This is a genomic window from Tannockella kyphosi (assembly GCF_021054785.1).
In the GTDB taxonomy this organism is placed as follows: domain Bacteria; phylum Bacillota_I; class Bacilli_A; order Erysipelotrichales; family Coprobacillaceae; genus Tannockella; species Tannockella kyphosi.
Map to the genome: position 1 here is coordinate 315,172 of NZ_CP088239.1, position 23,405 is coordinate 338,576.

Consider the following 23,405-nt stretch of genomic DNA (forward strand, 5'->3'; position numbering starts at 1 on the left):
AGCTTTTTATGATAGGATATTTAACAAAAGGAAGGGTGTTTTATAATGTATGATGTAATAATTATAGGAGCTGGGCCAGCAGGTTTAATGGCAGCTAATGTTTTAAAAGGAAGTAATTTATTAGTTTTAGAAAAAAAAGAAAAGGCTGGTAAAAAGCTATTGATTACAGGTGGTGGTCGTTGTAATTTAACAAACCTAAAAGATAATCAATCTTTTTTAGAAGAAATAGAACATAATCAAAAAGCATTATTTAGCACTTTAAATAATTTTGGTCCTTATGATATCTTTGATTTTTTTCATCAAGAAGTGCCTTTAGAAACAGTAGAAGAAGATCAAGTTTTCCCAATATCAAATAAAGCAAACGATATCTTAAATCATTTATTAAAAGATATAAAAAATAAAATTCAATATCATAGTGATGTAAAAGAAATTAGAGATTGTACAACGTATATAGAAGTAGAGACTACTAATCAAGTCTATCAAGCATCTTATGTAATTGTTGGAACAGGAGGAGCTAGTTATTCAATGACTGGTAGTAGTGGCGATCATATGCATCTAGCACGCATGTTAGAACAACCTACAATCCCTTTATTTCCTGCAGAAACTAGTATTCTACTAAAAGAACAAAACAATCTAGCTGGAACAAGTTTCCCTAACACAAAAATCTCTTTTTCTAAAATAGAAAAAACAGGACACTTAATGTTTACCCATAAAGGATTAAGTGGTTTATCAGCAATGAAATGTAGTGAATATGTTTATTTACAAAAACCAAAAGAAATTATAGTAGATTTTAATACTCAATTAGAAAAAGAAACGATTGTTGATTTGTTTTCTACCCATCGTGAAAAAGGACCTGTCAATGTACTAGCAATGTTATTTACGAAACGATTCAGTGAGTATCTTATTGAAAAAGCAGAGATAACGCAACAAAAATGCAAACAATTAAACAAAGCAGAAATAGATAAGATAATAGTACATATAAAAGAACATCCTTTTGAACTAAAAGGTGTAGAGAAATTAGAAAAGGCTTATGTTACAGGTGGAGGTATTGATGTCAGAGGATTACATATGAAAAGTTTCTTATCGAAAACGCATCCCCATATTGCTTTTGTAGGGGAGTGTGTTGATATTCATGGACCTATTGGTGGTTATAATATTACTTTGGCTTTATCAAGTGGTTATAGTGCAGCTCTTGCAATCCAAAATAAACTTGAGGAATTACTATGAGAAAGTTCTCAAGAGTATATATTGAAATAACAAATAGTTGTAATTTAAGTTGTAGTTTTTGTGTTCAAAACAAACGTACTCCTAGAATTCTATCAGTAGCAGAGTTTCAGGAAATTATTTATAAATTAAAAGGACATACTAAAAATGTTTATTTACATGTTTTAGGAGAACCTTTAATGCATCCATTTTTAGAAGAAATATTAGAGATATGTAAACAACAAGAAATGGCAGTTCATATTACTACGAATGGAACCTTATTAAAGAAACAAATTGATCTATTGTTAAATTCGAAAGCAATACGCAAGATAAGTGTTTCTTTGCATAGTTTAGAACAAGGGGATAATCAAGAATATTATCGTGAAGTAATTGAATTTGCTTTAGAAGCAAGTAAACAAAATATTTTTTGTGAGTTACGTTTATGGAATATGGGAGTTATTTCTTTAGATAATACACCAGCTCTTCAAGAGATTGTTGAATTATTGTCATTAGATCAAATAACTTTACAAGAGTTATTAGAGAATATGAATGAGGTAGGGAATACTACGTTGTTACCAAAGTTGTTTTTAGGCAAACAAGCAAGGTTTGTTTGGCCAAGTTTAGAATTAGATGTTATTGATAAACCAATATTTTGTCATGGATTAAGAAGTCAAGTTGCTATTTTGGTAGATGGTAGTGTTGTACCATGTTGTTTAGATAGTAAAGGAGATATGACATTAGGTAATATTTTTCATCAATCATTGGAGGAAATTGTTACTAATCAAGTAGCACAATCTATTTATGATGGCTTTTCAAAAAGAGAAGCAGTAATGGAATTATGTAAAAGATGCCAGTATGCCACTAGATTTTAATGTGACACTTATGTTAGAAAATTGCATGTTATGTTCAGTTTATGAAATGTTCATAAACTCGACAAATAAATGTGATACAATGTTAGAAATCATTAGAAATTGAGGTGTAATAATGAAGGTAAAATTATATTTTGGAGCTCCAGATAAAATTAGTCATTCAGGAATTGGGAGAGCTTTTGTACATCAAAAAAGAGCACTTGATCTAGCGGGTGTTGATTATATAACACATGAAGATCAAGATATGGATTACGATATTTTGCATATTAATACTGTTTTACCAGATAGTTTTCCAGAAATCATTCATGCTAAAATGAATGGTAAAAAAGTAATCTATCATGCCCATAGTACGGAAGAAGATTTTCGTAATTCTTTTCTTTTTTCGAATGCTTTGTCAGGGATATTTAAAAGATGGTTGGTTTTTTTGTATTCAAAAGCAGATTATATTTTAACACCAACACCATATTCAAAATCTTTATTAACAAGCTATCAATTAGAAAAACCAATAAAAGCTATTTCTAATGGAATAGATTTGGAGGAGTATACTCCAACAAAAATACAAATAGAACAATTTAATCAAAAATATCAAATAAACCAAGATGATATCGTAATTATTAGTGTTGGTTGGCTTTTTGAAAGAAAAGGATTTGATACTTTTATAGAAGTAGCAAAATTATTACCAAACTATAAATTCTTTTGGTTTGGAGATGTTGAAAAATCAAGACCTACTTTTAAGATTCAAATGTTAATTAATCATTTGCCACCAAATGTTATCTTACCAGGATATGTGGATGGAAATATCATTAAAGGAGCTTATGGTCGTTCGAATATATTTTTCTTTCCTTCTAGAGAAGAAACAGAAGGAATTGTTGTATTAGAAGCACTTGCAAGTAAGTGTGATGTTCTTTTACGTGATATACCTGTTTTTGATCCATGGTTAGAAAATGGAAGAGATTGTTACAAAGCGAGTGATGAACAAGGATTTGTAGAAATGATCCAAAAAATGATACATGAAGAGGTACCTAGTCTAATTGAAAATGGATATCAAGTAGCAAAAGAACGTCAATTGGATATTATTGGTCAAGAATTATTGGATGTATATACAGAAGTTTTAGAGATGGAAACAGAATAATGAAGTCAGTACGTAGTTATTTTATTAATTTTTTTGTTGTTTTTATAGGTGGTTTTACTGCTTTTTACTTTGTTACCAAAGAGAATTTTAATGAGGTTATCGATACTATTGTTTCTATGAATGGTTGGGGTGTTGTTTTATGCTTTGCTATGATGATGATCTATTATTGTTTGGATGGAGCTATTTTATATGTGTTTGGGAAGTTATATCATAAACAATATCGATATCATCAAGCTTTGAAGAATAGTTTTGTCGGTGCTTTTTGGAGTGGTGTTACCCCTTTTTCTAGTGGCGGACAATTTAGCCAAGTATACTTGTTTGATAAACAAGGGATAGCCCCTGTTTTTTCATCAGGTATTTTAATTATGGCTTTTATTGTTTATCAGAGTGTTTTAGTTTTGTTTACAACAGTTGTTTTTATTTTTCGTTTTTCATATTTGAAGGAGCTATATGCTGGTTTTCTTTCTTTGGCTCTTATAGGGTTTATTGTGAATGTGATGGTGATAGGGGGATTACTTTTAGGAGCAACATCAAAAAGATTCCAAGATTTTCTATGTAATGGTTGTCTTTATTTGCTTTATAGAATAAAAGTTATTAAGAATTATGAAGATAAAAAAGCAGAGATGCTTTATAAATTAGGAGAGTTTCGTAAAGAATTAAATATACTTAAAAAAAATATAAAAATATTGTTATTTACATCTTTTTTAAATATATGTAAGTTGTTTATTATTTATAGTTTGCCTTATTTTATTGTTTGTGCTTTGCATATTTCTATTTCATGGATAGAATTGTTTCATTTTATAACAATAAGTGCAACTATTTATTTAATTACCGCTTTTATTCCGATTCCGGGATCTAGTGGTGGTAGTGAGGGTTTTTTCTTAGTAATGTTTATGTCTACCATAGGATTAGCAACACCTGCTGTTTTACTGGTATGGAGATTTATGACTTATTATTTAGGATTGATAATAGGCGGATTTCTATTTTTTGGGTTAAGAAAAAATAATTAGCTTGATTTTAATTCCATGTTATAATAAGAGTGCTAAAACATTAGGGGAAAAGAAATGAGAACAGAATTAGAAGAGTATTGTCAAAAAAAGATAAGTGTTCAAGCTATTTTTCATCATTTTGGCTATACACGTAAAAATGGTGTTAGTATTTTGTTAAATCAAGTGAAGGTTGATGAGAAATTATTGTGTGAACATGTTTGGATTGCCTATCAAGAGGAGTTTCAATTATTGAATATATCGAATGGAACGCTTTTAGAATTTGATGCTAATGTAACCCGATATCAAAAGAGTACAGGATATGATTATGGTTTTTTTGATATTCATAATATAAAAGTAGTAGGTCAATGTGATGATGAATTAGTGATTGATAGTGTTGGATTTTATTCTTTTCCTATAAAAAAGCATCAAGCAGTTTGGCAAAGTATTAAAGGTGAAAAGCAAGTTTTTTTACATGATGAAACTAGGGAAATACAACAGGATATTCATATTTTAAGTGATGATCAAATAGATATTGAGTTATATAAGATAAAAGAGTATGGAGTTATTGAGTTTGTATGGCGTATTAAAAGAGAGAATCGATGGAATAAAGGGGCTATGTTTAATCCTATTAAATATGGTCAAGCAATTATGGTTTATAGTAATTATTTAATTTATTTACCAGAATCTATTTATTTTGAGTTAAAAGATTTTTATTTTAAAGTATACTATAGTAAAACAAATATTCATTTACCTTATCTTCATGAAACAAGATATTATCAAAAACCTAAAAAGTTTAAAGATAGAAAAGTTATTTTTTATGATCATAATCAAAAATTAATTGAAGATAAAGAATGGATTCAAAAAAGAGAGTATATCTATTATGAATTAGAAAATATTTTAAAAACAATGGAAGAGAAAGATATTGATGCAATATATGATTTTGTTTATCATACGAATGTACATATCAAAGCTTATTATTCTAATACAAGTGCTTATTTTATGCAAAGGGATTATTTAATCAATAAGACAATGAATTGCTTTCGAAGTGCATCTATTGATGAGAAAAGAAAGTATATTGAATATATGGAAAATTATTTAAAAGTAGTACAAACAATGGAGGGATAGTATGAAAGTAGCGTTGTTTTCTGACACATATATGCCAGATATTAATGGGGTAGCAACCTCAACAAGAATATTACATAATGAACTTGTGAAAAAAGGACATGAGGTAATGATAGTGACAAGTGAATTGCCACAAGATAGTGATTATGTGGATGATCCTAGTGAAAATATTTTACGAGTACCGGGGATTGAGATTCAAAGGTTATATGGTTATCGTGCTGCTAATATTTTTTCTTATAAAGGGATGAAAGAGTTAAAACAATTTGGAGTACAAGTTATTCATTGTCAGACAGAATTTGGGGTTGGTGTTTTTAGTAGATTAGCTGCCGAAGTGTTAGATGTTCCTATTGTTTATACGTATCATACAATGTGGGCTGATTATTCTCATTATTTATTACCAATAAAATCAAATGCAGTAGATGGAATCTTGAAGAAGATGATTTATCGTTTTAGTAAATTATGTGGTTCTCGTTGTACTGAATTGATAGTACCTTCTTCTAAAACATCAGAAGCTTTAGAAGAATATGGTATTCATAAAACAATGCATATTATTCCAACAGGATTGGAATTAGATAAGTTTGATCCTAAAAATAGTGATCCACAAATAATCGAACAATTGAAAAGAGAGTATGCTTTAGAAGATAAGTTTGTTATTACGTTTTTAGGACGTATTGCTAAAGAAAAAAGCATTGATATGATTATCGATGCTACTAAAATTATTGCAAAAAGCAGAAATGATTTTAAGGTGATGATTGTTGGTGGAGGACCTTCTTTAGAAGAATTAAAAGAAAAGGTAAGTAAAGATGGTTTAGAAGAATTTGTGGTATTTACAGGACCAAAACCACCAAAATTAGTTCCATCTCATTATCATTTATCAAATGTTTTTGCTTCTGCTTCTTTGTCAGAAACACAGGGACTTACTTTTATTGAGGCAATGGCTAGTGGGATACCAGCATTGGCTAGAAGAGATAAGAATCTAGAGGATGTTATTATTGATGGTAGAAATGGTTACTTTTTTGAAGATGAAGATGACTTAGCTAAAATAGTTTTAGGTTTGATGGAGAGTGATACTAGTGTTCTAAATCAACAAGCCTATCAAGATGCGATGCAATACAGTAGTGATATCTTTGGTCAAAAGGTACTAGATGTTTATAAATTAGCACAACAAAATAAAGAGTACTTGTATACTATCAAAGATATTCATCCTTCTAAAAATCAATACTATGATGTTGTTGTAAAATCAGAGGCTAGTGAAATAGTGGTAGAAGTATCTAATCGTGTTATTGAAAACTTGATGCTTTCGATTGGGGATACGGTAGATCGTGAAGTATATGATCGATTAATTGAAGAGGAGAAAGTAGCTTCTGCTTATCAAAGAGCTTTAAAATATTTGAGTTATAAAGATTATAGTGCAGGGCAACTGCGTAAGAAATTAGTGTATTTAGAAGACTATGATGATTGTCAATTAGATAAAACAATGGAATTATTAAAAGAAAAAAATCTAATTAATGATGAAGCATTTACAATGCATTATTTAAGACGTGCTATTCGTTTAGAAATGGGTTTAAATAAAGCTGTTTATAATTTAATTAATTTAGATATTCCTCGTGATGTAATTGATCGTTGTATATTAGAATTAGAAGATGATGAAGAGTATCAAGCAGCTTTATGTGCTATTGAATCAGTTGTTAGTAAAAGTAAAAGTGTTAGCTTTAGAGCAACATTAAAGAAGTCTAGAGATAAATTATATTTAGGTGGATTCCGTAGTGATACGATTGAAAGAGCACTTCAAGATTATGATTTCCATTTTGATCAAGAAGAAGAAATAGCTGCTTTAAATAAAGATTATGACAAATTATTTACAAAATATCGTCGTAAAGTAAATAATAAAGAGTTAATGAATAAAGTAGTTGATTCATTATTAAAAAAAGGTTATAACTATGAAGATATAAAAATAGTTATAGAAGAAAGAGAGGATCAACGAAGTGAATAAAATAAAAGAATTAAAAGCAGGTCAAGAAGGTGTTTTGATAGAAGCTTTAATTATAAATGTAGTAACAGGGAAAACAAATGGAGCAAATCGTTCAACTTATTTAAGTTTAGCATTGCAAGATGATACAGGATCAATTGATGCTAAGCTTTGGGCTGCAACCCAAGAACAAGTGGATACGATTGTAACTGGTAGTGTTGTTCAAATAAAAGGGGATATTATTAAATACAATGATGATCGTCAAATGAAAGTAATTAAATTAGTGATTCTTTCAAAAGATCCTCAAGAACAAGTTAAATATTTAAAAAGTGCACCAGAAAGTAAAGATGTATTAGTGGAAGAAATATTTGAAACGATGAGAAATATTGAAAATGTTACTTTACGTAATATTGTTGGTATTTTATGTACAGAACATAAAGATCAATTAGAAATCTATCCTGCGGCAAGTAAAAATCATCATGAATATGTTTCAGGATTAGTTCATCATACAGTTTCTATGTTGCGATTAGCAAAATCAATCTGTGCTTTATATCCAAGTATTGATAGTGATTTATTATATTCAGGGATTATTTTACATGACTTAGGTAAGATTGTGGAGTTAAGTGGACCAGTTCTACCAGAATATACATTAGAAGGTAAACTATTAGGGCATATTTCTATTAGTCAAGCAATGATTAAACAAGTAGCAGATAACCATCATTTATTTGGAGAAGAAGTTACACTGTTACAACATATGATATTATCTCATCATGGTAAACTAGAATTTGGTTCTCCAGTAGTACCACTAATAAAAGAAGCAGAAGTGTTAAGTTTTATTGATAATTTAGATGCTAGAATTAATATGCTTGATAAAGCATTAGATTTAATAGAACCTGGAGAAAACACGAAACGTGTATTCTCATTAGAAAACCGTAGTTTCTATAAACCAAAATTTAATCAAAAAGAAAACGACGAGTAGTCGTTTTCTTTTATTTTAACTTATTTAATAGATCATCTAAATCAATATCATCCAAACGTTTTTCAAAATTAACGATAAAACCATCATTTTCATTAAAACGAGGAATGATATGGAAATGGAAGTGCATCACTGTTTGACCTGCTATTTCTCCTGCATTAGTTAGAATATTTATACCGGATGCTTGCAAGGCATCTTTTATTTTGTTTGCAAGTGCTTTGGTAACAAGAGTCATATGCGTTAATACTTCATCATCTACTTCTAAAAAATTAGCTGCATGAGTTTTAGGGATTACCAAAGTATGACCATTCGTTACTTGACTTAAATCTAAAAAAGCAATACATTTATCATCTTCATAAATAATTTTCCCAGGAATTTCATGATTTGCGATTTTACAAAAAATACAATTTGACATAATAAAATCCTCCTAAAACAACTTTACCATAAAAAAAAGGATAAGGGAAACCTTATCCTACATAATCAGTATTATACTCTTCTATTTCTTCACGAATAATACCTTCATATACACTAAACTCATAAGTAGTTAAATAATGAACTTCACTAAGAGTTACAACATCAGATATATATAATAATGTATCTGTAACATCAGCTACATAATCAGTTAAATCTGTATTATAAACATATACTAAAGCATAAGTACCAGTACTTGTTAAAATTGCATCTGAGTATAAACCATCAGCAGTAAAGCTATCTAATTTAGCAACTATGTTTTCATCAATATAACTTTGATTTGTAATAATTCCATAATCACTACCTTCATACTCTTCCACTAAAGCATCGAAAGCATCTACATCTGTTGTTTCACTAATTAAAGTTAAAGCACTAGATTCTGTATCTACTTCTACTACTTTTAAATATTTAACTTGATAATCTTCTACTAATTGATCGAAATTTTCACCAATATATTTTTGTGTTAATAAAGAATTCATAGCACTTGAAGTAATAACTTCTTCAATATAAGTATCGCCATCAGGATATCCTAGATAAACAGCATATTCATCAATTGTCATTGACATATATGTTTCATAATCAACCACTAAAGAATCAATTGCTTCTTGAATAGCATCTTCATCTGTGATTTCACACTGAGCAATATATAATAAAGCTTCTTCTAAAACAGTACCAGCTCCATAACTTTCTAATAAATAATAATAAATGTCATCATAAGTAATTGTAACTCCCTCACCACTTACTACAACACCATCACCATCAGGTAATGAAGTAATATAACTTGCTTCACTAGCGCTTGTACACCCTACAAGAAGAATGGCGGCAAGTAATAATGTTAATAATTTTCTCATTATTCTTCTCCTCTCAATTCAGCTTTCGCTGCTAGTTGAGTTTCAACTACAGTATTTACAATAGTTTCCATTTCTGCATCCTCATATGTAAGTTCATATGAGTTATAAATTTCATATAACATATAAGAATCATAACTAATTAATGGTGTATCAATTCCTAATGTTTGAATATATTCATCAATCTCAGTTTCATCAAAACTATCACATTTAATGAAATAGTAACCACTATCACCAGCAACTGGTTCACTAGTATATTCACCTTCACTTAACGCAAATGCTGCAGTTTGAACATCTGTTCCATAAGCTGTTTCTAAATCATACATATTATCAATTAAACCAATGCTTCCGGCGCTACTAGCACTTGTATCGTAAGAATATTCTGTCGCTGTTTCACTAAACTCTTTAGTAGAGTTAACTAAAGCAGTAACTTCATCCAATGTAGCTTGTTCATCTTCTGTAATGGCATCCATATCAGCCACAGAAACCATAATAATAGATAAGAATCTTGGTGCACAATAATCAATGTAATCAGCTAAAACTTCATCATAATTTTCATCTACATACGCTGATAAGAAAGCAGAATATTGTAAAGATAAAACTAATGATTCACGATAATCATCCACACTATAGAACCCAGAAGATACTAATGAATAAACTAATTCAGATTCCCAATCTTCACCATAGTAATAGTAATAACTTTCTTCTATTTGTTCAATGATTAAATCTGCATCTAATTCCATATCATCTGTAATTGGATAATTTTCATCCATAACTGTTTGAATTACTGCTTCAAAAATAGCAGATTCTCCCGTACTTGTAGAAACAATCGATTCATATAGTTCATAAGCAGTAAAATTGCGATCTGTTAGAGAAGAAACTACATACTCTCCATCTTCTAGTACTTCTACAGATTCACTTGTGTTTGCACTACCAGTACATCCTGTTAATAACAGTGATGCCGCTAGAGTAATGCTTAATTTTTTAAAATTCATGGTTGTCCTCCTTGTTTGTAACAGACTTATTATACTATTCTTTTTTCTAAATATCAATAAAATAGGCTAAAACACATCTTTCTTCTCTAAGATATCATATTGTATAGTAGTGAGAAGGTAGGGGGATCGATATGGGTAATAAATGTGATGGCATGGTTTCAGTCTATGTATTGTTTATTTTATTAGTTATTGTTGGTATTTATTGTGTTTGTTAGGAGGGATAACATGATTGCACAAGATAGTTCTTTTTCAATGGTTTTAGTGCTATTTATTTTATTAGTAATCATTTGTTCTCTTTGTTAGAGATAAAATAAAATGGCAATAAAATGCATCATGGAAGCTAAGCCGATAAAAATATGCCAAATAACATGGCTATACGCCATGTTTTTCATGGCATAAAAGATAGCTCCAATAGAATACATAAGACCTCCACCTACAATTAGTAATAAGAAAACAGTAGATGCAGATTCTAAAATAGCGGGTAAAAATAAAATAGCAGTCCAACCCATTACTAAATAAATAGTTAAGGATAATTTAGGTAAGCTTTTAATCGCTAATGACTTATAGAAGATACCAATAAGAACCATTGACCATTGTATAACTAAAATAATAATCCCTTCTATTCCTTGAATCAAACAAAGAGCAACGGGTGTATAACTACCAGCAATTGCAAAATATATAAAGATATGATCTAAGATACGGAAAATCTGTTTATGAGGACTGTTATGATCCATTGCATGATATAAGGTAGAAATTAAAAACATCAAGAAAATACAGATAACAAAAACACTAACCCCAAAAGCTTGTTTCATACCTCCTTGAAGATAACTATAGATAGCACTAACAGGTAATAATAATAAACAAACAATGGCCATTATTCCATGAATAATACAATTCCACATCTCTTGTCCAAAATAAGTTGGTAATTTTAATTCTTTTTCTTTCATTGCATAACCCTCTCTTTTTTGTTTATTATACAAAGATGTTAGAAAAAGTAAATGCTATTGAAATATAAAATACAATATTTTGTCTATAATAGAAAAGGAAACAATAAATTATGATATTAATTGTTTTTTAAAGGCACATTTAGTAAAATAGAAAGGTAAGAGAAAGGGGCAAAAGTATGTCAACTTTAAAAATAACAGATTTACATGTAAGTATTGAGGAAAAAGAAATATTAAAAGGAGTAAGTTTAGAATTTAGTACTGGCCAAACACATGCAATTATGGGACCTAACGGTAATGGGAAATCAACTTTATTATCTGCTATTATGGGTCATCCTAAATATACAGTTACAAGTGGTAGTATTACATTAGATGGACAAGATGTTCTTGCTATGAGTGTGGATGAAAGAAGCAAAGCTGGATTGTTTTTAGCAATGCAATATCCTCAAGAAATTCCAGGAGTAACAACTTCTGATTTCTTAAAAGCAGCAATCAATGCAAGAAGAGAAAAACCTATTTCTCTATTTCAATTTATTCGTACATTAGATGGTAGTATTAAAGATTTAAAAATGAATGAGGATTTAGCACATCGTTATTTAAATGCTGGTTTTTCTGGAGGAGAAAAGAAACGTAATGAAATCTTGCAAATGAAATTATTACAACCAACATTTGCTTTATTAGATGAAATTGATTCAGGATTAGATGTAGATGCTTTGCGTATTGTAAGTAAAGTAGTAAATGAAATGAAAAATGAATCTTTTGGATGTGTAATGATTTCACATTACCAAAGATTATATGAATTAGTAAAACCATCACATGTTCATGTTTTAATTGATGGGAAAATTGTTTTAAGTGGTGGAGTAGAAATTATTGAAAGAATTGATGAATCTGGATATGAATGGGTAAAAGAATTAGGTATCGAGTTAAAACAAGAAGAAAAGAAAGTAATTTTATTAGAAAGTTGCGCTAAAAAAGAAAGCTCGAAACAAGGATAATGAAGATACAAGGGTTAGATAACAAAATTACCATTCAAGAAGAAAATCAAATAATACATATCGATAAAGATTGTTCTATCCATATAGAATATGCAATGGATGCAACAGTTTGTATTGAAATTAGTGCAAACGTAGAGTTAGTTGAAACTTATGTTGGTACTCAAAATTTAACAATTCAAAAAACAATCACCGTTAATCAAAACTGTGTATTAAAGCGTTTTGTAAGTAACGAAATGAACCAAGCAACCTTATTATTAGATGAAAAAGTTGTTTGTAAAAGAGATAGCCATGTCCGCTGTGCCTATGTTGATCTTGCTAGTATCAATGAAACGGTTAAGTATACTTATCAGTTAGTAGAACCAAATGCACAAGTAGAAGTACGTTATGCTGGAATGGCACATTTAGAAAATAAAAAAGCAGTAGATATGACAATGCATCACTTAGCACCATTTACTAGTGCGACAATGGATAATTATGGAGTAGTACGTGAAGCGGGAACATTAGTAATTGATGGTACAGGACGTATTGATAGAGGAATGATGCAATCTAGTAGTCATCAAGTAAATAAAATTTTAGTTTTTGATAAGACAAGCAAAGCACAAGCAAATCCTTATTTATTTATTGATGAATATGATGTAAAAGCTAGTCATGGAGCGAGTGTTGGTAAAATAGATGAAGAACATTTATATTATCTTCAATCAAGAGGGTTAAATCGTTATGAAGCGATGCATTTAGTAGTTTATGGATATTTTATTCCAGTAATGGAGTATATTGAAAATGAATCATTGAAAGAAGAGTTTTCATCAAGTCTAATGGAAAAGGTGGGAGTATAATGATTGATGTACAAAAAATTCGAGAAGATTTTCCAATTTTTAAGTCATGTACCATGCAAGGGAAACCTTTAGTATATTTAGATAATGGGGCAACTACATTAAAACCTCAATGTGTTATTGATGCTGTTTGTGATTATCTAACAAATTATTCAGCCAATGCACATCGTGGAGATTATGATTTATCTTATCAAGTAGATAAAGCATATGAACAAGCAAGAAGTGATATTGCAAAGTTTATTGGTTGCCAAAGTAAAGAGATAGTTTATACATATGGAACTACGGATAGTATGAATATGGTTGCTTTTGGTTATGGTGCAACTCATTTACAAACAGGGGATGAGATTTTATTAACTGTTGCCGAACATGCATCCAATATCTTACCTTGGTTTGAAGTATGTAAACAAACAGGGGCAGTTATTAAATATATTGATTTAGATGCTACTGGTCGTTTAACCGTTGAAAATGTAGAAAAAGCAATGAATGAAAAAACAAAAATAATTTCTATTGCACAAGTAACAAATGTATTAGGTTATATAGCACCAGTAAAAGAAATATGTGCTTTAGCACATCAAAATGGTGCTTTAGTATGTGTAGATGGAGCACAAAGTGTTCCTCATATGAAAGTAGATGTTAAAGATTTAGATGTTGATTTCTTTGTTTTTTCAGCTCATAAAATGTGTGGACCTACAGGGATAGGTGCATTATATGGAAAATATGATATTCTTCAAGCAATGACACCAACTAGATTTGGTGGTGGTAGTAATGCTCGTTTCCAAAGTTGTGGTACTGTAAAATTAAAAGAAGCGCCAGAAAAGTTTGAAGCTGGAACTCCTAATATAGAAGGTGCAATTGGATTTGGTGCTGCTATTAATTATTTAGAAGAACTTGGGATGGATGCAATTCATGAACATGAGTTATTATTACGTAATCATGCAATTATGAAAATGAAAGAAATCGAAGATATAGAAATTTATAATGAAGATTCACCAGGACCTATTGCTTTTAATTTAAAAAGTGTATTTTGTCAAGATGCTGGATCTTTGTTTAATACCCATGGCATAGCTGTTCGTTCAGGACAACACTGTGCTAAAATATTAGATGAATATTTACCGGTTAGTCAAACTTTAAGAGCTTCTTTCTATTTTTATAATACAATAGAAGAAGTAGATCAATTTATTGAAGTTTGTAAGAAAGGGGATGATTTCCTTGATGCCTTCTTTGGATAGTACATTATTAAGACAAATTATCATGGATCATTATGAAAACCCTCGTAATCATCAGTTAGTAGATGATCAAAGATATCTTTCTGTAAATATGGATTCTTCTACTTGTATTGATAATATTGATATTCAAGCATATATTGAAAATAAAACAATCAAAGATATTCGTTTTGATGGAGAAGCTTGTGCAATATGTACAGCTAGTACTTCGATTATGTCGGAATTATTAATTGGTAAAACAATTGATAATGCAAAAGTTATTATTGAAAATTTTATGAATATGATATATGAAAGAGAATATGATGCAGAGTTATTAGAGGAAGGAATTGCTTTTATGAATACCCATAAACAAGCAAACCGAATCAAGTGTGCAACATTAGGTTGGACAGGTGTTACACAAATATTAGAAAGTAGCCAGGAGGGATAAGATGTCAGATATAAAAAATACCATTCCTAGCGATGAATATGCTTATGGTTTTAATGATGGAGATGTTTCTGTTTATAAAACAAGCGTAGGTTTAAATGAAGATATTGTTCGTGAAATATCAAAAATAAAAAAAGAACCAGAATGGATGTTAGAGTTTCGTTTAAAAGCTTTCCGTCATTTTGAAAAAACACCAATGCCTACATGGGGTGTTGATTTGTCTTTTTTAAATTTTGATGATTATACTTATTACATTAAACCAAGTGATAAACAAGAACAATCATGGGATGAAGTACCAGAAAAAATTAAAGATACATTTGATAAACTTGGTATTCCTGAAGCAGAACAAAAGTTCTTAGCAGGAGTTAGTACGCAATATGAATCAGAAGTAGTTTATCATAACATGTTACAAGAAGTGGAAGATAAAGGAGTTATTTTCTTAGATACAGATAGTGCTTTAAGAGAACATCCAGAAATATTTAAAAAATATTTTAATAGTGTCATTGCTTATAGTGATAATAAGTTTTCTGCATTAAATGGAGCTGTTTGGTCAGGAGGGTCATTTATTTATGTTCCTCCAGGTGTTGTATTGGATAAACCATTACAGTCTTATTTCCGTATCAATTCTGAACAAATGGGACAATTTGAAAGAACTTTAATTATTGTAGATGAGGGTGCAAGTGTACATTATGTAGAAGGATGTACTGCTCCTACTTATTCAAAAGATTCTTTGCATGCTGCAGTAGTAGAAATAGTTGTATTAGATGGTGGTAGTTGTCGTTATTCAACTGTCCAAAACTGGTCTACTAATATTTTAAATCTTGTAACAAAAAGAGCGATTTGTAAGAAAAATGCATCCATGGAATGGATTGATGGAAATATAGGTAGTGCCATAACAATGAAGTATCCTGCTTGTGTATTAGCTGGTGAGGGTGCCAAAGGAACATGTATTACCATTGCTGTAGCAGGAGTCAATCAAATTATTGATTCTGGTGCTAAAATGATTCATGCTGCTAGAAATACTTCTAGTAATATTATTTCTAAATCAGTAGCTAGAAATGGTGGAAAAGTAGATTACCGAGGGTTAGTAAAACATTTACCTGGAGCATATAATGCAAAGAGTAAAGTAGAATGTGATACATTGATTTTAGATCGTGAATCTTCTAGTGATACGATTCCAGTTAATCATGTCCTTAATAATGATTCATTAATTGAACATGAAGCAACGGTATCAAAAATATCAGAAGATCAATTATTCTATTTGATGTCTCGTGGTTTATCGAAAAAAGAAGCAACAGAAATGATTGTGATGGGATTCATTGAACCATTCTCAAGAGAATTACCAATGGAATACGCAGTAGAATTAAATCAATTAATTAAGTTAGACTTTGGAGACCAAGGAATTGGATAAAAAAGTAATTCGTAAAAAGATGATAAAAAAAAGACAAGGCTTATCAATGTTAGAATATAACGATAAGTCTTGTTCTATTATAACAAGACTGCGTAATCATCCTTTTTATAAAGAAGCAAAAACAATTGGTATTTATGTATCTTTTAATAAAGAAGTAGATACTTACTCTTATTTAGATTTACTTTGCCAAGAAAAACAAGTATGTATTCCTAAAACAAAAGGAAAAGAAATGGATTTTTTTGTTTATGATAAAAATAATTTAGAAGAGAATCAATATGGTATTTTAGAAACAAAAGATAGTCAAAAAATAAAAAAAGAAAATATTGATTTATTGGTTATTCCTTTAGTAGCATATCATGATAGTGGGTATCGAGTTGGATATGGTGGAGGATATTATGATCGTTATTTAAAGGATTATAAGGGGCATACCATTGGATTAGCTTTTGAGTTTCAAAAGATAGAGGAGATAGATTTTGAGGAGTTTGATCAAAAGGTTGAATTAGTGATTCATGAAAATAATTAGACAAAAGAAGAATATTTGTTATAATAGATATGAAAAAGTGGGTGAAAACAATGTCTAGAGAAGCTTCTTTAGCTAAAAATACAATGATTTTAGCACTTGGTACATTCTTACCAAGAATTATTAGTTTGTTAACTACACCAATTATTACTGCTTATACACAAGGTGATGGATATGGTTATATTAGCTTATTAACTACAACAGTTTTATCTTTTGTAGTTCCTTTAGCGACACTACAATTAGAACAAGCTTTCTTTCGTTTCTTAATTAATGCAAGAAATGATCATGAAAAGAGTGTTATTATTAGTAGTGGTATTTTTATTGTTTTTGGTGTAATGCTTTTGGTGTCATTAGGTTGTATGATTTTACCTTTTATAGATTTAACAGGATTTTGGTTATTTCTTTTGATTTTATATATTTGGATTGAAGTATTTTGTCAGATTATGAGATTTATTTTACGATCATTTGCAATGTATAAGGAATATTCTTTTTTAGCAGCAATGGTGGTAGTTGTTAATTTTGTTATCTTATGTGTGTGTTTAATTGTATTTGAAATAGGATATATGGGTGTGTTGATTGCGTTAACTTTGGCTGATATAGTTGGAATATGTTATTCAACCTATAAAACACAAATATTTAAATATATTCATATTAAGAATTTTGAATTTAATCAAGCAAAAGAAATGTTGTTTTATGCATGTCCATTTATTCCTAATGCAGTAGCTTGGTATATTAATCAGATGTCTGATCAATGGATTATTACTTTATTTTTAGGTTTGACATCGAATGGGATTTATATTATTGCAACAAAAGTACCAGCTATTTTAAATTTAATATATCCAGCTTTCAACTTAGCATGGACAGAATCAGCAACACGTAGTGTAGAAGATAGTGATAGTGATGATTATTATGGAAGAATGTTTAAAGTAATATATTGTTTATTATCGGCAGGAACTGCAGGGTTGGTAGCTATTTCACCATTCTTATTTGCTTTCTTTAATCAAAATCCAGAATTGGATGCAGGATTTATATATACTCCAATTTTAGTGATTGGGGCATGTTTTTCATGTTTTGCACAATTCTTTTCTAGTATTTATGTTGCTTTAAAAGAAGGTAAAAATATGATGGTAACAACAGTTACTGCGGCTTTTTTAAATGTTGTTTTGAATTTGTTGTTTGTTAAGAAGTTTGGTATCATTGCTGCCGTATTTGCTACGGTTATTTCAAATGCTACTTTAGCAGGATATCGTTATTATGATATTAATAAACGTTATTGTGCTTTAAAAATACCAAGACGAATGATTTTGTTTACTGTCTTTGTTTTCTTATTAACTGTTGTTTTAAGTTTACAAGGGGTGTTATGGATTAATGTTGTAAATGTTTGTATTTCAGTTATCTTTGCTTATGTGGTGGCAGGAGATATTGTAAAAATAATGCTTATGTCTATAGTAAAGAAAATAAAAAGATAAGTGAAAACTTATCTTTTTTTGGAGGGAAAAATGAACTACGTATATATCGTATTATGCAATGATGGGACATACTATACAGGTTGGACGAATGATTTGGAAAAACGTATAGAAACGCATAACCTTGGTAAAGGTGCAAAGTATACTCGTGCAAGGACACCTGTTGTTTTAGTTTACCATGAAGTTTTTCTTACGAAAAAAGAGGCAATGTCTAGGGAATATAGATTGAAAAAGATGACTCGTAAACAAAAGGAAGCTTTGTTTTTATAAGTTTTTTTTCAATTTATTAAAAATGATTTATTCTTCTTTATAAAAGAGTATACTAAAGAAGAATAAGGAGGAAGTTCTATGAATTTTAATTATTATATTCCAACAAGAATTGTGTTTGGAAAAGGGAGTTTAAAAGAATTAAAGAATTATAATTTACCAGGGAAAAAAGCATTAATTGTAACTACAAATGGTACTTCTGTTGTTAAATATGGATATTTAAAAACAGTAACTGATCAATTAGATGATTTAGGGATAGAACATCATTTATTTAATAAAATATTACCTAACCCTATTAAAGAACATGTAGATGAAGGTGGAGAATACTGTAAAGAAAATGGTATTGACTTTGTCATTGGATTAGGTGGAGGAAGTGCAATCGATGCTTCTAAAGCAATTGCCATAATGGCCACTAATCCTGGAGATTATTGGGATTATGTAGGTGGTGGTTCTGGAAAAGGGATGCCTGTTCCAAATGATCCATTACCAATTGTTGCGATTACTACAACAGCGGGAACTGGAACAGAAGCAGACCCATGGACTGTTACTACAAAAGTAGATACGAATGAAAAAATAGGGTTTGGTTATGATAAAACATTCCCAGTGCTAGCAATTGTAGATCCTGAAATCATGGTATCAGTACCAAAGCATTTGACTGCTTATCAAGGATTTGATGCATTATTCCATAGTAGCGAAGGATATTTAAATACAACAAGCTATGTGATGAGTGATATGTATGCTTTAAAAGCAATTGAGTTAATTGGAAAATCTTTAGCAAAAGCAGTAGCGGAAGGAACAGATATTGATGCAAGAGGAGATGTTGCCTTAGCTAATACACTAGCAGGAATGGTTGAATCAACTTCTGGATGTACTAGTGAACATAGTATTGCTCATGCAATTAGTGCTTTCCATTCTAACTTTGAACATGGAGCTGCGTTGATAGCGATTAGTAAAGAATATTATACACATATGGCTAGTAATCCAGTTTGTGAAGAAAGAATGATTACAATGGCTAAAGCATTAGGGAAATGCGATGCGACATGTGCAATGGATTTTGTTAGTGCATTAGTTGAATTACAAGTTGCTTGTGGAGTAGATAATATTGAAATGTCATCTTATGGTATGAAAAAAGAAGAATTAAATCAATATGTTGTGAATGCAAGAGATACAATGGGTGGTTTATATACGGTTGATCCTTTTGAAGTAACAGATAAAGCAGTTTTAGAAATATTAGAAAAATCATATAAATAAAGTATAAGGCAAGGAATAGAACATATAGTAATGTAGGTGATTGTATGAAAAAATTACTATTTTGTTTTGTCCTTGTTTTTTTATGTTTTTTTTCTTTTAGTTTTTTAATAGCTAGTAAAACAGATGATATTGCAGAATATGAAATAAAAAGATTTTGTCAATTAGTAGTTAATGCAACAGCATCTAATTACACAATGGAAGGGATCGTATCTTCTAATGAAGATACGATTAGTATTGATATGTTACAAGCAAGCAATATTGCTTCACAAATAGTTTCAGAAATGGAAGAAGTATTCTTTTTAATTGAAGATGGGACATATCAAAAAAATGATAATTTATATCAATCTAGATTAAAAGAAATGAATGATCAAGGTGGAGTAATTGCAACTATTCCTTTAGGTTCTTTTTTAGATAACGCTTTTTTTATGAATATAGGGCCATCTATCCACCTAAAATATATTACGATGACTTATCTTACTAGTGAAGTAATAAAAGAAGTAGAGTCTTATGGTATTAATCATATGATGATCGTTATTATACTAAAGGTTACGATTCATTTAAAAGTAGCAACCTTGTCTATTATGGATGAATTTACAAAAGTAATAGAATATCCATTGGTAATGGAAATAATACAAGGAGAGATTCCTCAATGGTATCAAAATTAGAAGTATTATCTAGGTACTATCTAATTACAATAGATAGTTTAGAAGAAGATTATTTTGTTTATCAAAATCAAAATTATTATTTAAGTAACAAACAAATTCATTCTTTTGTATTGAATTATTATGAATATTATTTAGATAAGTTAGGGGTAGGAGGTTTTTTACAGGTAAAGAATTGTTATGGGAATTTTGATAGTGAGGGATATGTTTTGTATTGTTATCAAGCGTATGATATCGAATTAGAGAGATATTTCTTTCTTACTAGTATGATGATTCCAAAAGAATTACTTGATATAAAAGAAATAAAGCAACAATGGTGTCTAATGATAGATGAAGCTAGAGCTAGTATATCAAAACATGCTAGTAGTATTCAATTAAATGAACAGTTTGTAGTACTATCTTATTACTATCAAGGTTTAGCAGAACATGCAGTTCAAATCATTAATTTGATTGAATATGCTAAAATACCTACTAGTATCCAACATAGAATTGTAAAACCACTTTATCGTTATATTGTGGCACCAGATAATCTTATTGTTAGTAGTAGGGTTCGAGATATTGCTTTGTGTTATAAACAAGGGGATATAGGGGAGGAAAAGTTGAAGGAATATATAGAACAGTTCTATTATTCAAAAGAGGAAATGATTTATTTGTATGCTAGAGTTTTGTTTCCTAGTCATTTTTTTCATCGTGAAAACGATGAAATGATTTTATTTTATCAACAATTGAATGTGGAAAGAATGAGAATGAAAAGACTTCATAGGCTTATTGGTCAATATGTTTATTTGCCAACTATTGATTGGATATAAAAAAACAACCCGAAGGTTGTCTTGTTTATCATTTGGAGCGGGTGATGGGAATCGAACCCACGTAGTCAGCTTGGAAGGCTGAAGTTCTACCATTGAACTACACCCGCAAAAAATGGTGCCCAGGGCCGGAATCGAACCGGCACGGATTTTAAGGTCCGCAGGATTTTAAGTCCTGTGCGTCTACCAGTTTCGCCACCTGGGCATGGCTTAATGCTTCTATAAAAAATGGTGACCCGCAGGCGACTCGAACGCCTGACCCTCTGATTAAAAGTCAGATGCTCTACCAACTGAGCTAGCAGGTCTTGTTTATTTGGCTGGGGTACCTGGATTCGAACCAGGGGGATGACAGAGTCAAAGTCTGTTGCCTTACCGCTTGGCTATACCCCAAGAATGGTGGAGAAGGGCGGATTCGAACCACCGAACCGTTAGGAACTGAGTTACAGTCAGCCGCGTTTAGCCTCTTCGCTACTTCTCCATTATGGTGCCGGCTAAAGGACTTGAACCCTCAACCTACTGATTACAAGTCAGTTGCTCTACCAATTGAGCTAAGCCGGCATTAACTAAAAAATGGTGGAGGTTAACGGGCTCGAACCGCTGACCCTCTGCTTGTAAGGCAGATGCTCTCCCAACTGAGCTAAACCTCCATGACTTTCCAGTGCCATTACATATTAGCATTTCCATTATCGATAGTCAATCTTTTTTTTAAAAAAAAGGAACGCATTTTTTGCGTTCCGACTAACTTGTTATTTTGCACCAGGTTTCCCTAATAATTTAAACATATTTGCTTTATAAACTTCAACACCAGGTTGATCAAATGGATTTACTTCTAACATATATACGGACATAGCACATGCTTTTTCAAAGAAATAAACCATGAATCCAAATCCTTTTGCATCCATTTTATCTAAAGATAATAAGATGTTTGGAACATTCCCAGTTACTACATGAGCTTCAATTGTTCCTTCACATGCTTTTTTATTTACCCAATCTACTGATTTACCAGCTAAGTAGTTTAGGTTATCTAAATCATCTTTATCACTAGGAACAGTTAAGTCTTTAGCAGGAGTTGCAACTTGTAAAATTGTTTCAAATACTACTTTAGAACCGTCTTGGATAAATTGACCTAAAGAGTGAAGATCTGTAGAGAAAGTAGCACTTGTAGGTAATATACCTTTGCTTTCTTTTCCTTCTGATTCTCCAAATAATTGTTTCCACCATTCTGCAACCATTGTGAATTGTGATTCATAAGTAACAAACATTTCTGCAGGATATCCAGCTTTATGTAACATTTGTCTTGCTACACCATATTGGTAAGCAACATTTGTTTCTAAGTCTTCATTGTTATATAAATCCATTGCTTCTTTTGCTCCACCTAACATTTCTTCAATGTCAATACCAGCCATAGCAATTGGGAATAAACCAACACCAGTTAATACAGAATAACGCCCACCAACATCATCAGGTACTACAAAAGTAGTATATCCTTCATTTGTTGCAAGTGTTTTTAGGGCACCTCTTGCTTTATCTGTAGTAGCTACAATTCTTCTTTGTGCTTTTTCTTTACCATATCTAGTTTCAGCTAATTCTTTAAATACTCTAAAAGCAATTGATGTTTCTGTTGTTGTTCCTGATTTTGAAATTACATTAATAGCAAACTCTTTATCTTCTAAATAATCAACAACTTGTGCTAAGTAAGTTGAAGAAAAAGTATTTCCTACATAAATTATTTCTACTTTATTTGTTGGGAATAAACCATTTAGGGCATCAATAGCAGCACGTGCTCCTAAATAAGATCCCCCAATACCACAAACTAATAAAACATCTACTTCTTCTTGTAACATAGCTGCAGTTTTCTTAATTAAAGCTACTTCTTCTTTATCATAATTTTCTGGTAATGCAACCCAACCTAAGAAGTCATTTCCTTTACCAGTTTTGTTGTGAATCATGTGATGGATGTCTTTTACGGTTTCTTTATAAGAAGACATTTCTTCACTAAGTTTTGCATGTTGTAAATCGATAGTAATCATTG

The 23,405-nt window shown here is 30.5% G+C and carries 24 protein-coding genes and 7 tRNA genes; 19 read left to right on the forward strand and 12 right to left on the reverse strand.

The window, feature by feature from the left end:
* Nucleotides 1–45 precede the first annotated feature (45 nt).
* The 7 genes from LRR82_RS01670 (at nucleotide 46) to LRR82_RS01700 (ending at nucleotide 8,263) form a co-directional block, all read left to right on the forward strand.
* Nucleotides 46–1,227, forward strand: a complete 1,182-nt coding sequence (locus LRR82_RS01670; RefSeq protein WP_249029788.1) for a BaiN/RdsA family NAD(P)/FAD-dependent oxidoreductase — start codon at nucleotides 46–48, stop codon at nucleotides 1,225–1,227.
* Entirely contained in the window at nucleotides 1,224–2,075 is an 852-nt protein-coding gene (locus tag LRR82_RS01675) for a radical SAM/SPASM domain-containing protein (protein ID WP_249029789.1), read from the forward strand. The genes LRR82_RS01670 and LRR82_RS01675 overlap by 4 nt, the downstream gene beginning before the upstream one ends.
* A gap of 112 nt (nucleotides 2,076–2,187) precedes the next feature.
* Complete coding sequence (locus tag LRR82_RS01680) at nucleotides 2,188–3,204, forward strand: glycosyltransferase family 4 protein (RefSeq protein ID WP_249029790.1); 1,017 nt, start codon at nucleotides 2,188–2,190, stop codon at nucleotides 3,202–3,204.
* The gene (locus tag LRR82_RS01685; RefSeq protein ID WP_249029791.1) at nucleotides 3,204–4,214 is read left to right on the forward strand and encodes a lysylphosphatidylglycerol synthase transmembrane domain-containing protein; all 1,011 of its coding nucleotides are present in this window, start codon (nucleotides 3,204–3,206) and stop codon (nucleotides 4,212–4,214) included. Before LRR82_RS01680 ends, LRR82_RS01685 begins: the two co-directional genes overlap by 1 nt.
* Before the next feature lie 54 nt (nucleotides 4,215–4,268).
* Nucleotides 4,269–5,318 (forward strand): hypothetical protein, encoded by a 1,050-nt coding sequence (locus tag LRR82_RS01690; RefSeq protein WP_249029792.1) that lies wholly within the window; start codon nucleotides 4,269–4,271, stop codon nucleotides 5,316–5,318.
* A 1-nt stretch (nucleotide 5,319) separates the two neighbouring features.
* Nucleotides 5,320–7,308, forward strand: a complete 1,989-nt coding sequence (locus LRR82_RS01695; RefSeq protein ID WP_249029793.1) for a glycosyltransferase — start codon at nucleotides 5,320–5,322, stop codon at nucleotides 7,306–7,308.
* On the forward strand, nucleotides 7,301–8,263 hold the full coding sequence (locus tag LRR82_RS01700) for an HD domain-containing protein (protein ID WP_249029794.1): 963 nt from the start codon (nucleotides 7,301–7,303) through the stop codon (nucleotides 8,261–8,263). Before LRR82_RS01695 ends, LRR82_RS01700 begins: the two co-directional genes overlap by 8 nt.
* A gap of 10 nt (nucleotides 8,264–8,273) precedes the next feature.
* Here LRR82_RS01700 and LRR82_RS01705 read toward each other — a convergent pair whose 3' ends face one another.
* Genes LRR82_RS01705 through LRR82_RS01715 form a run of 3 tightly spaced genes read right to left on the reverse strand, consistent with a single transcriptional unit; the run spans nucleotide 8,274 to nucleotide 10,574 of the window.
* On the reverse strand, nucleotides 8,274–8,675 hold the full coding sequence (locus LRR82_RS01705; protein ID WP_249029795.1) for an HIT family protein: 402 nt from the start codon (nucleotides 8,673–8,675) through the stop codon (nucleotides 8,274–8,276).
* Nucleotides 8,676–8,727: 52 nt separating this feature from the next.
* Complete coding sequence (locus LRR82_RS01710; protein WP_249029796.1) at nucleotides 8,728–9,582, reverse strand: hypothetical protein; 855 nt, start codon at nucleotides 9,580–9,582, stop codon at nucleotides 8,728–8,730.
* On the reverse strand, nucleotides 9,582–10,574 hold the full coding sequence (locus LRR82_RS01715; RefSeq protein ID WP_249029797.1) for a peptidylprolyl isomerase: 993 nt from the start codon (nucleotides 10,572–10,574) through the stop codon (nucleotides 9,582–9,584). The genes LRR82_RS01710 and LRR82_RS01715 overlap by 1 nt, the downstream gene beginning before the upstream one ends.
* Before the next feature lie 252 nt (nucleotides 10,575–10,826).
* On the opposite strand from LRR82_RS01715, the gene LRR82_RS10925 reads away from it, so the two are divergent.
* Entirely contained in the window at nucleotides 10,827–10,877 is a 51-nt protein-coding gene (locus LRR82_RS10925; protein WP_399201160.1) for a hypothetical protein, read from the forward strand.
* Here the strand turns inward: LRR82_RS10925 and trhA are convergent.
* Nucleotides 10,874–11,521, reverse strand: a complete 648-nt coding sequence (trhA, locus tag LRR82_RS01720; protein ID WP_249029798.1) for a PAQR family membrane homeostasis protein TrhA — start codon at nucleotides 11,519–11,521, stop codon at nucleotides 10,874–10,876. The genes LRR82_RS10925 and trhA overlap by 4 nt on opposite strands.
* Nucleotides 11,522–11,697: 176 nt before the next feature.
* Between trhA and sufC the strand changes: the two genes are divergently transcribed.
* The 11 genes from sufC (at nucleotide 11,698) to LRR82_RS01775 (ending at nucleotide 21,376) form a co-directional block, all read left to right on the forward strand.
* A complete protein-coding gene (gene sufC / locus LRR82_RS01725; RefSeq protein ID WP_249029799.1) occupies nucleotides 11,698–12,513 on the forward strand; it encodes a Fe-S cluster assembly ATPase SufC in 816 nt (271 codons plus the stop codon).
* Nucleotides 12,513–13,346, forward strand: coding sequence for a SufB/SufD family protein (locus LRR82_RS01730; RefSeq protein ID WP_249029800.1), 834 nt, complete (start codon nucleotides 12,513–12,515; stop codon nucleotides 13,344–13,346). Before sufC ends, LRR82_RS01730 begins: the two co-directional genes overlap by 1 nt.
* Nucleotides 13,346–14,572: an aminotransferase class V-fold PLP-dependent enzyme gene (locus LRR82_RS01735; protein ID WP_249029801.1), complete on the forward strand. Its 1,227-nt coding sequence runs from the start codon at nucleotides 13,346–13,348 to the stop codon at nucleotides 14,570–14,572. Before LRR82_RS01730 ends, LRR82_RS01735 begins: the two co-directional genes overlap by 1 nt.
* Complete coding sequence (sufU, locus tag LRR82_RS01740) at nucleotides 14,556–14,993, forward strand: Fe-S cluster assembly sulfur transfer protein SufU (RefSeq protein WP_249029802.1); 438 nt, start codon at nucleotides 14,556–14,558, stop codon at nucleotides 14,991–14,993. The genes LRR82_RS01735 and sufU overlap by 17 nt, the downstream gene beginning before the upstream one ends.
* A 1-nt stretch (nucleotide 14,994) precedes the next feature.
* The gene (gene sufB, locus LRR82_RS01745; protein ID WP_249029803.1) at nucleotides 14,995–16,401 is read left to right on the forward strand and encodes a Fe-S cluster assembly protein SufB; all 1,407 of its coding nucleotides are present in this window, start codon (nucleotides 14,995–14,997) and stop codon (nucleotides 16,399–16,401) included.
* The gene (locus LRR82_RS01750) at nucleotides 16,394–16,924 is read left to right on the forward strand and encodes a 5-formyltetrahydrofolate cyclo-ligase (protein WP_249029804.1); all 531 of its coding nucleotides are present in this window, start codon (nucleotides 16,394–16,396) and stop codon (nucleotides 16,922–16,924) included. Before sufB ends, LRR82_RS01750 begins: the two co-directional genes overlap by 8 nt.
* A gap of 50 nt (nucleotides 16,925–16,974) precedes the next feature.
* Nucleotides 16,975–18,390 (forward strand): lipopolysaccharide biosynthesis protein, encoded by a 1,416-nt coding sequence (locus LRR82_RS01755; protein WP_249029805.1) that lies wholly within the window; start codon nucleotides 16,975–16,977, stop codon nucleotides 18,388–18,390.
* Between the two features lie 30 nt (nucleotides 18,391–18,420).
* Nucleotides 18,421–18,657 carry a GIY-YIG nuclease family protein gene (locus LRR82_RS01760; RefSeq protein ID WP_249029806.1) on the forward strand — a complete coding sequence of 79 codons (237 nt, stop codon included), beginning with the start codon at nucleotides 18,421–18,423 and terminating at the stop codon, nucleotides 18,655–18,657.
* A gap of 78 nt (nucleotides 18,658–18,735) precedes the next feature.
* Entirely contained in the window at nucleotides 18,736–19,905 is a 1,170-nt protein-coding gene (locus LRR82_RS01765; protein WP_249029807.1) for an iron-containing alcohol dehydrogenase, read from the forward strand.
* Between the two features lie 44 nt (nucleotides 19,906–19,949).
* Nucleotides 19,950–20,570, forward strand: coding sequence for a sporulation protein YunB (locus LRR82_RS01770; RefSeq protein WP_249029808.1), 621 nt, complete (start codon nucleotides 19,950–19,952; stop codon nucleotides 20,568–20,570).
* Nucleotides 20,555–21,376: a hypothetical protein gene (locus LRR82_RS01775; protein ID WP_249029809.1), complete on the forward strand. Its 822-nt coding sequence runs from the start codon at nucleotides 20,555–20,557 to the stop codon at nucleotides 21,374–21,376. The genes LRR82_RS01770 and LRR82_RS01775 overlap by 16 nt, the downstream gene beginning before the upstream one ends.
* Nucleotides 21,377–21,409: 33 nt before the next feature.
* Here the strand turns inward: LRR82_RS01775 and LRR82_RS01780 are convergent.
* The 8 genes from LRR82_RS01780 to LRR82_RS01815 form a co-directional block, all read right to left on the reverse strand.
* Nucleotides 21,410–21,483 (reverse strand) — tRNA-Gly (locus tag LRR82_RS01780).
* Nucleotides 21,484–21,489: 6 nt separating this feature from the next.
* Nucleotides 21,490–21,578: transfer RNA gene (locus LRR82_RS01785), tRNA-Leu, on the reverse strand.
* Nucleotides 21,579–21,602: 24 nt separating this feature from the next.
* Nucleotides 21,603–21,678 (reverse strand) — tRNA-Lys (locus tag LRR82_RS01790).
* Between the two features lie 9 nt (nucleotides 21,679–21,687).
* Nucleotides 21,688–21,763 (reverse strand) — tRNA-Gln (locus LRR82_RS01795).
* Nucleotides 21,764–21,767: 4 nt separating this feature from the next.
* Nucleotides 21,768–21,851, reverse strand: a tRNA-Tyr gene (locus LRR82_RS01800).
* Between the two features lie 4 nt (nucleotides 21,852–21,855).
* Nucleotides 21,856–21,931, reverse strand: a tRNA-Thr gene (locus LRR82_RS01805).
* Nucleotides 21,932–21,944: 13 nt separating this feature from the next.
* Nucleotides 21,945–22,020, reverse strand: a tRNA-Val gene (locus LRR82_RS01810).
* A 99-nt stretch (nucleotides 22,021–22,119) separates the two neighbouring features.
* The gene (locus tag LRR82_RS01815) at nucleotides 22,120–23,403 is read right to left on the reverse strand and encodes a glucose-6-phosphate isomerase (protein WP_249029810.1); all 1,284 of its coding nucleotides are present in this window, start codon (nucleotides 23,401–23,403) and stop codon (nucleotides 22,120–22,122) included.
* Nucleotides 23,404–23,405: the final 2 nt, after the last annotated feature.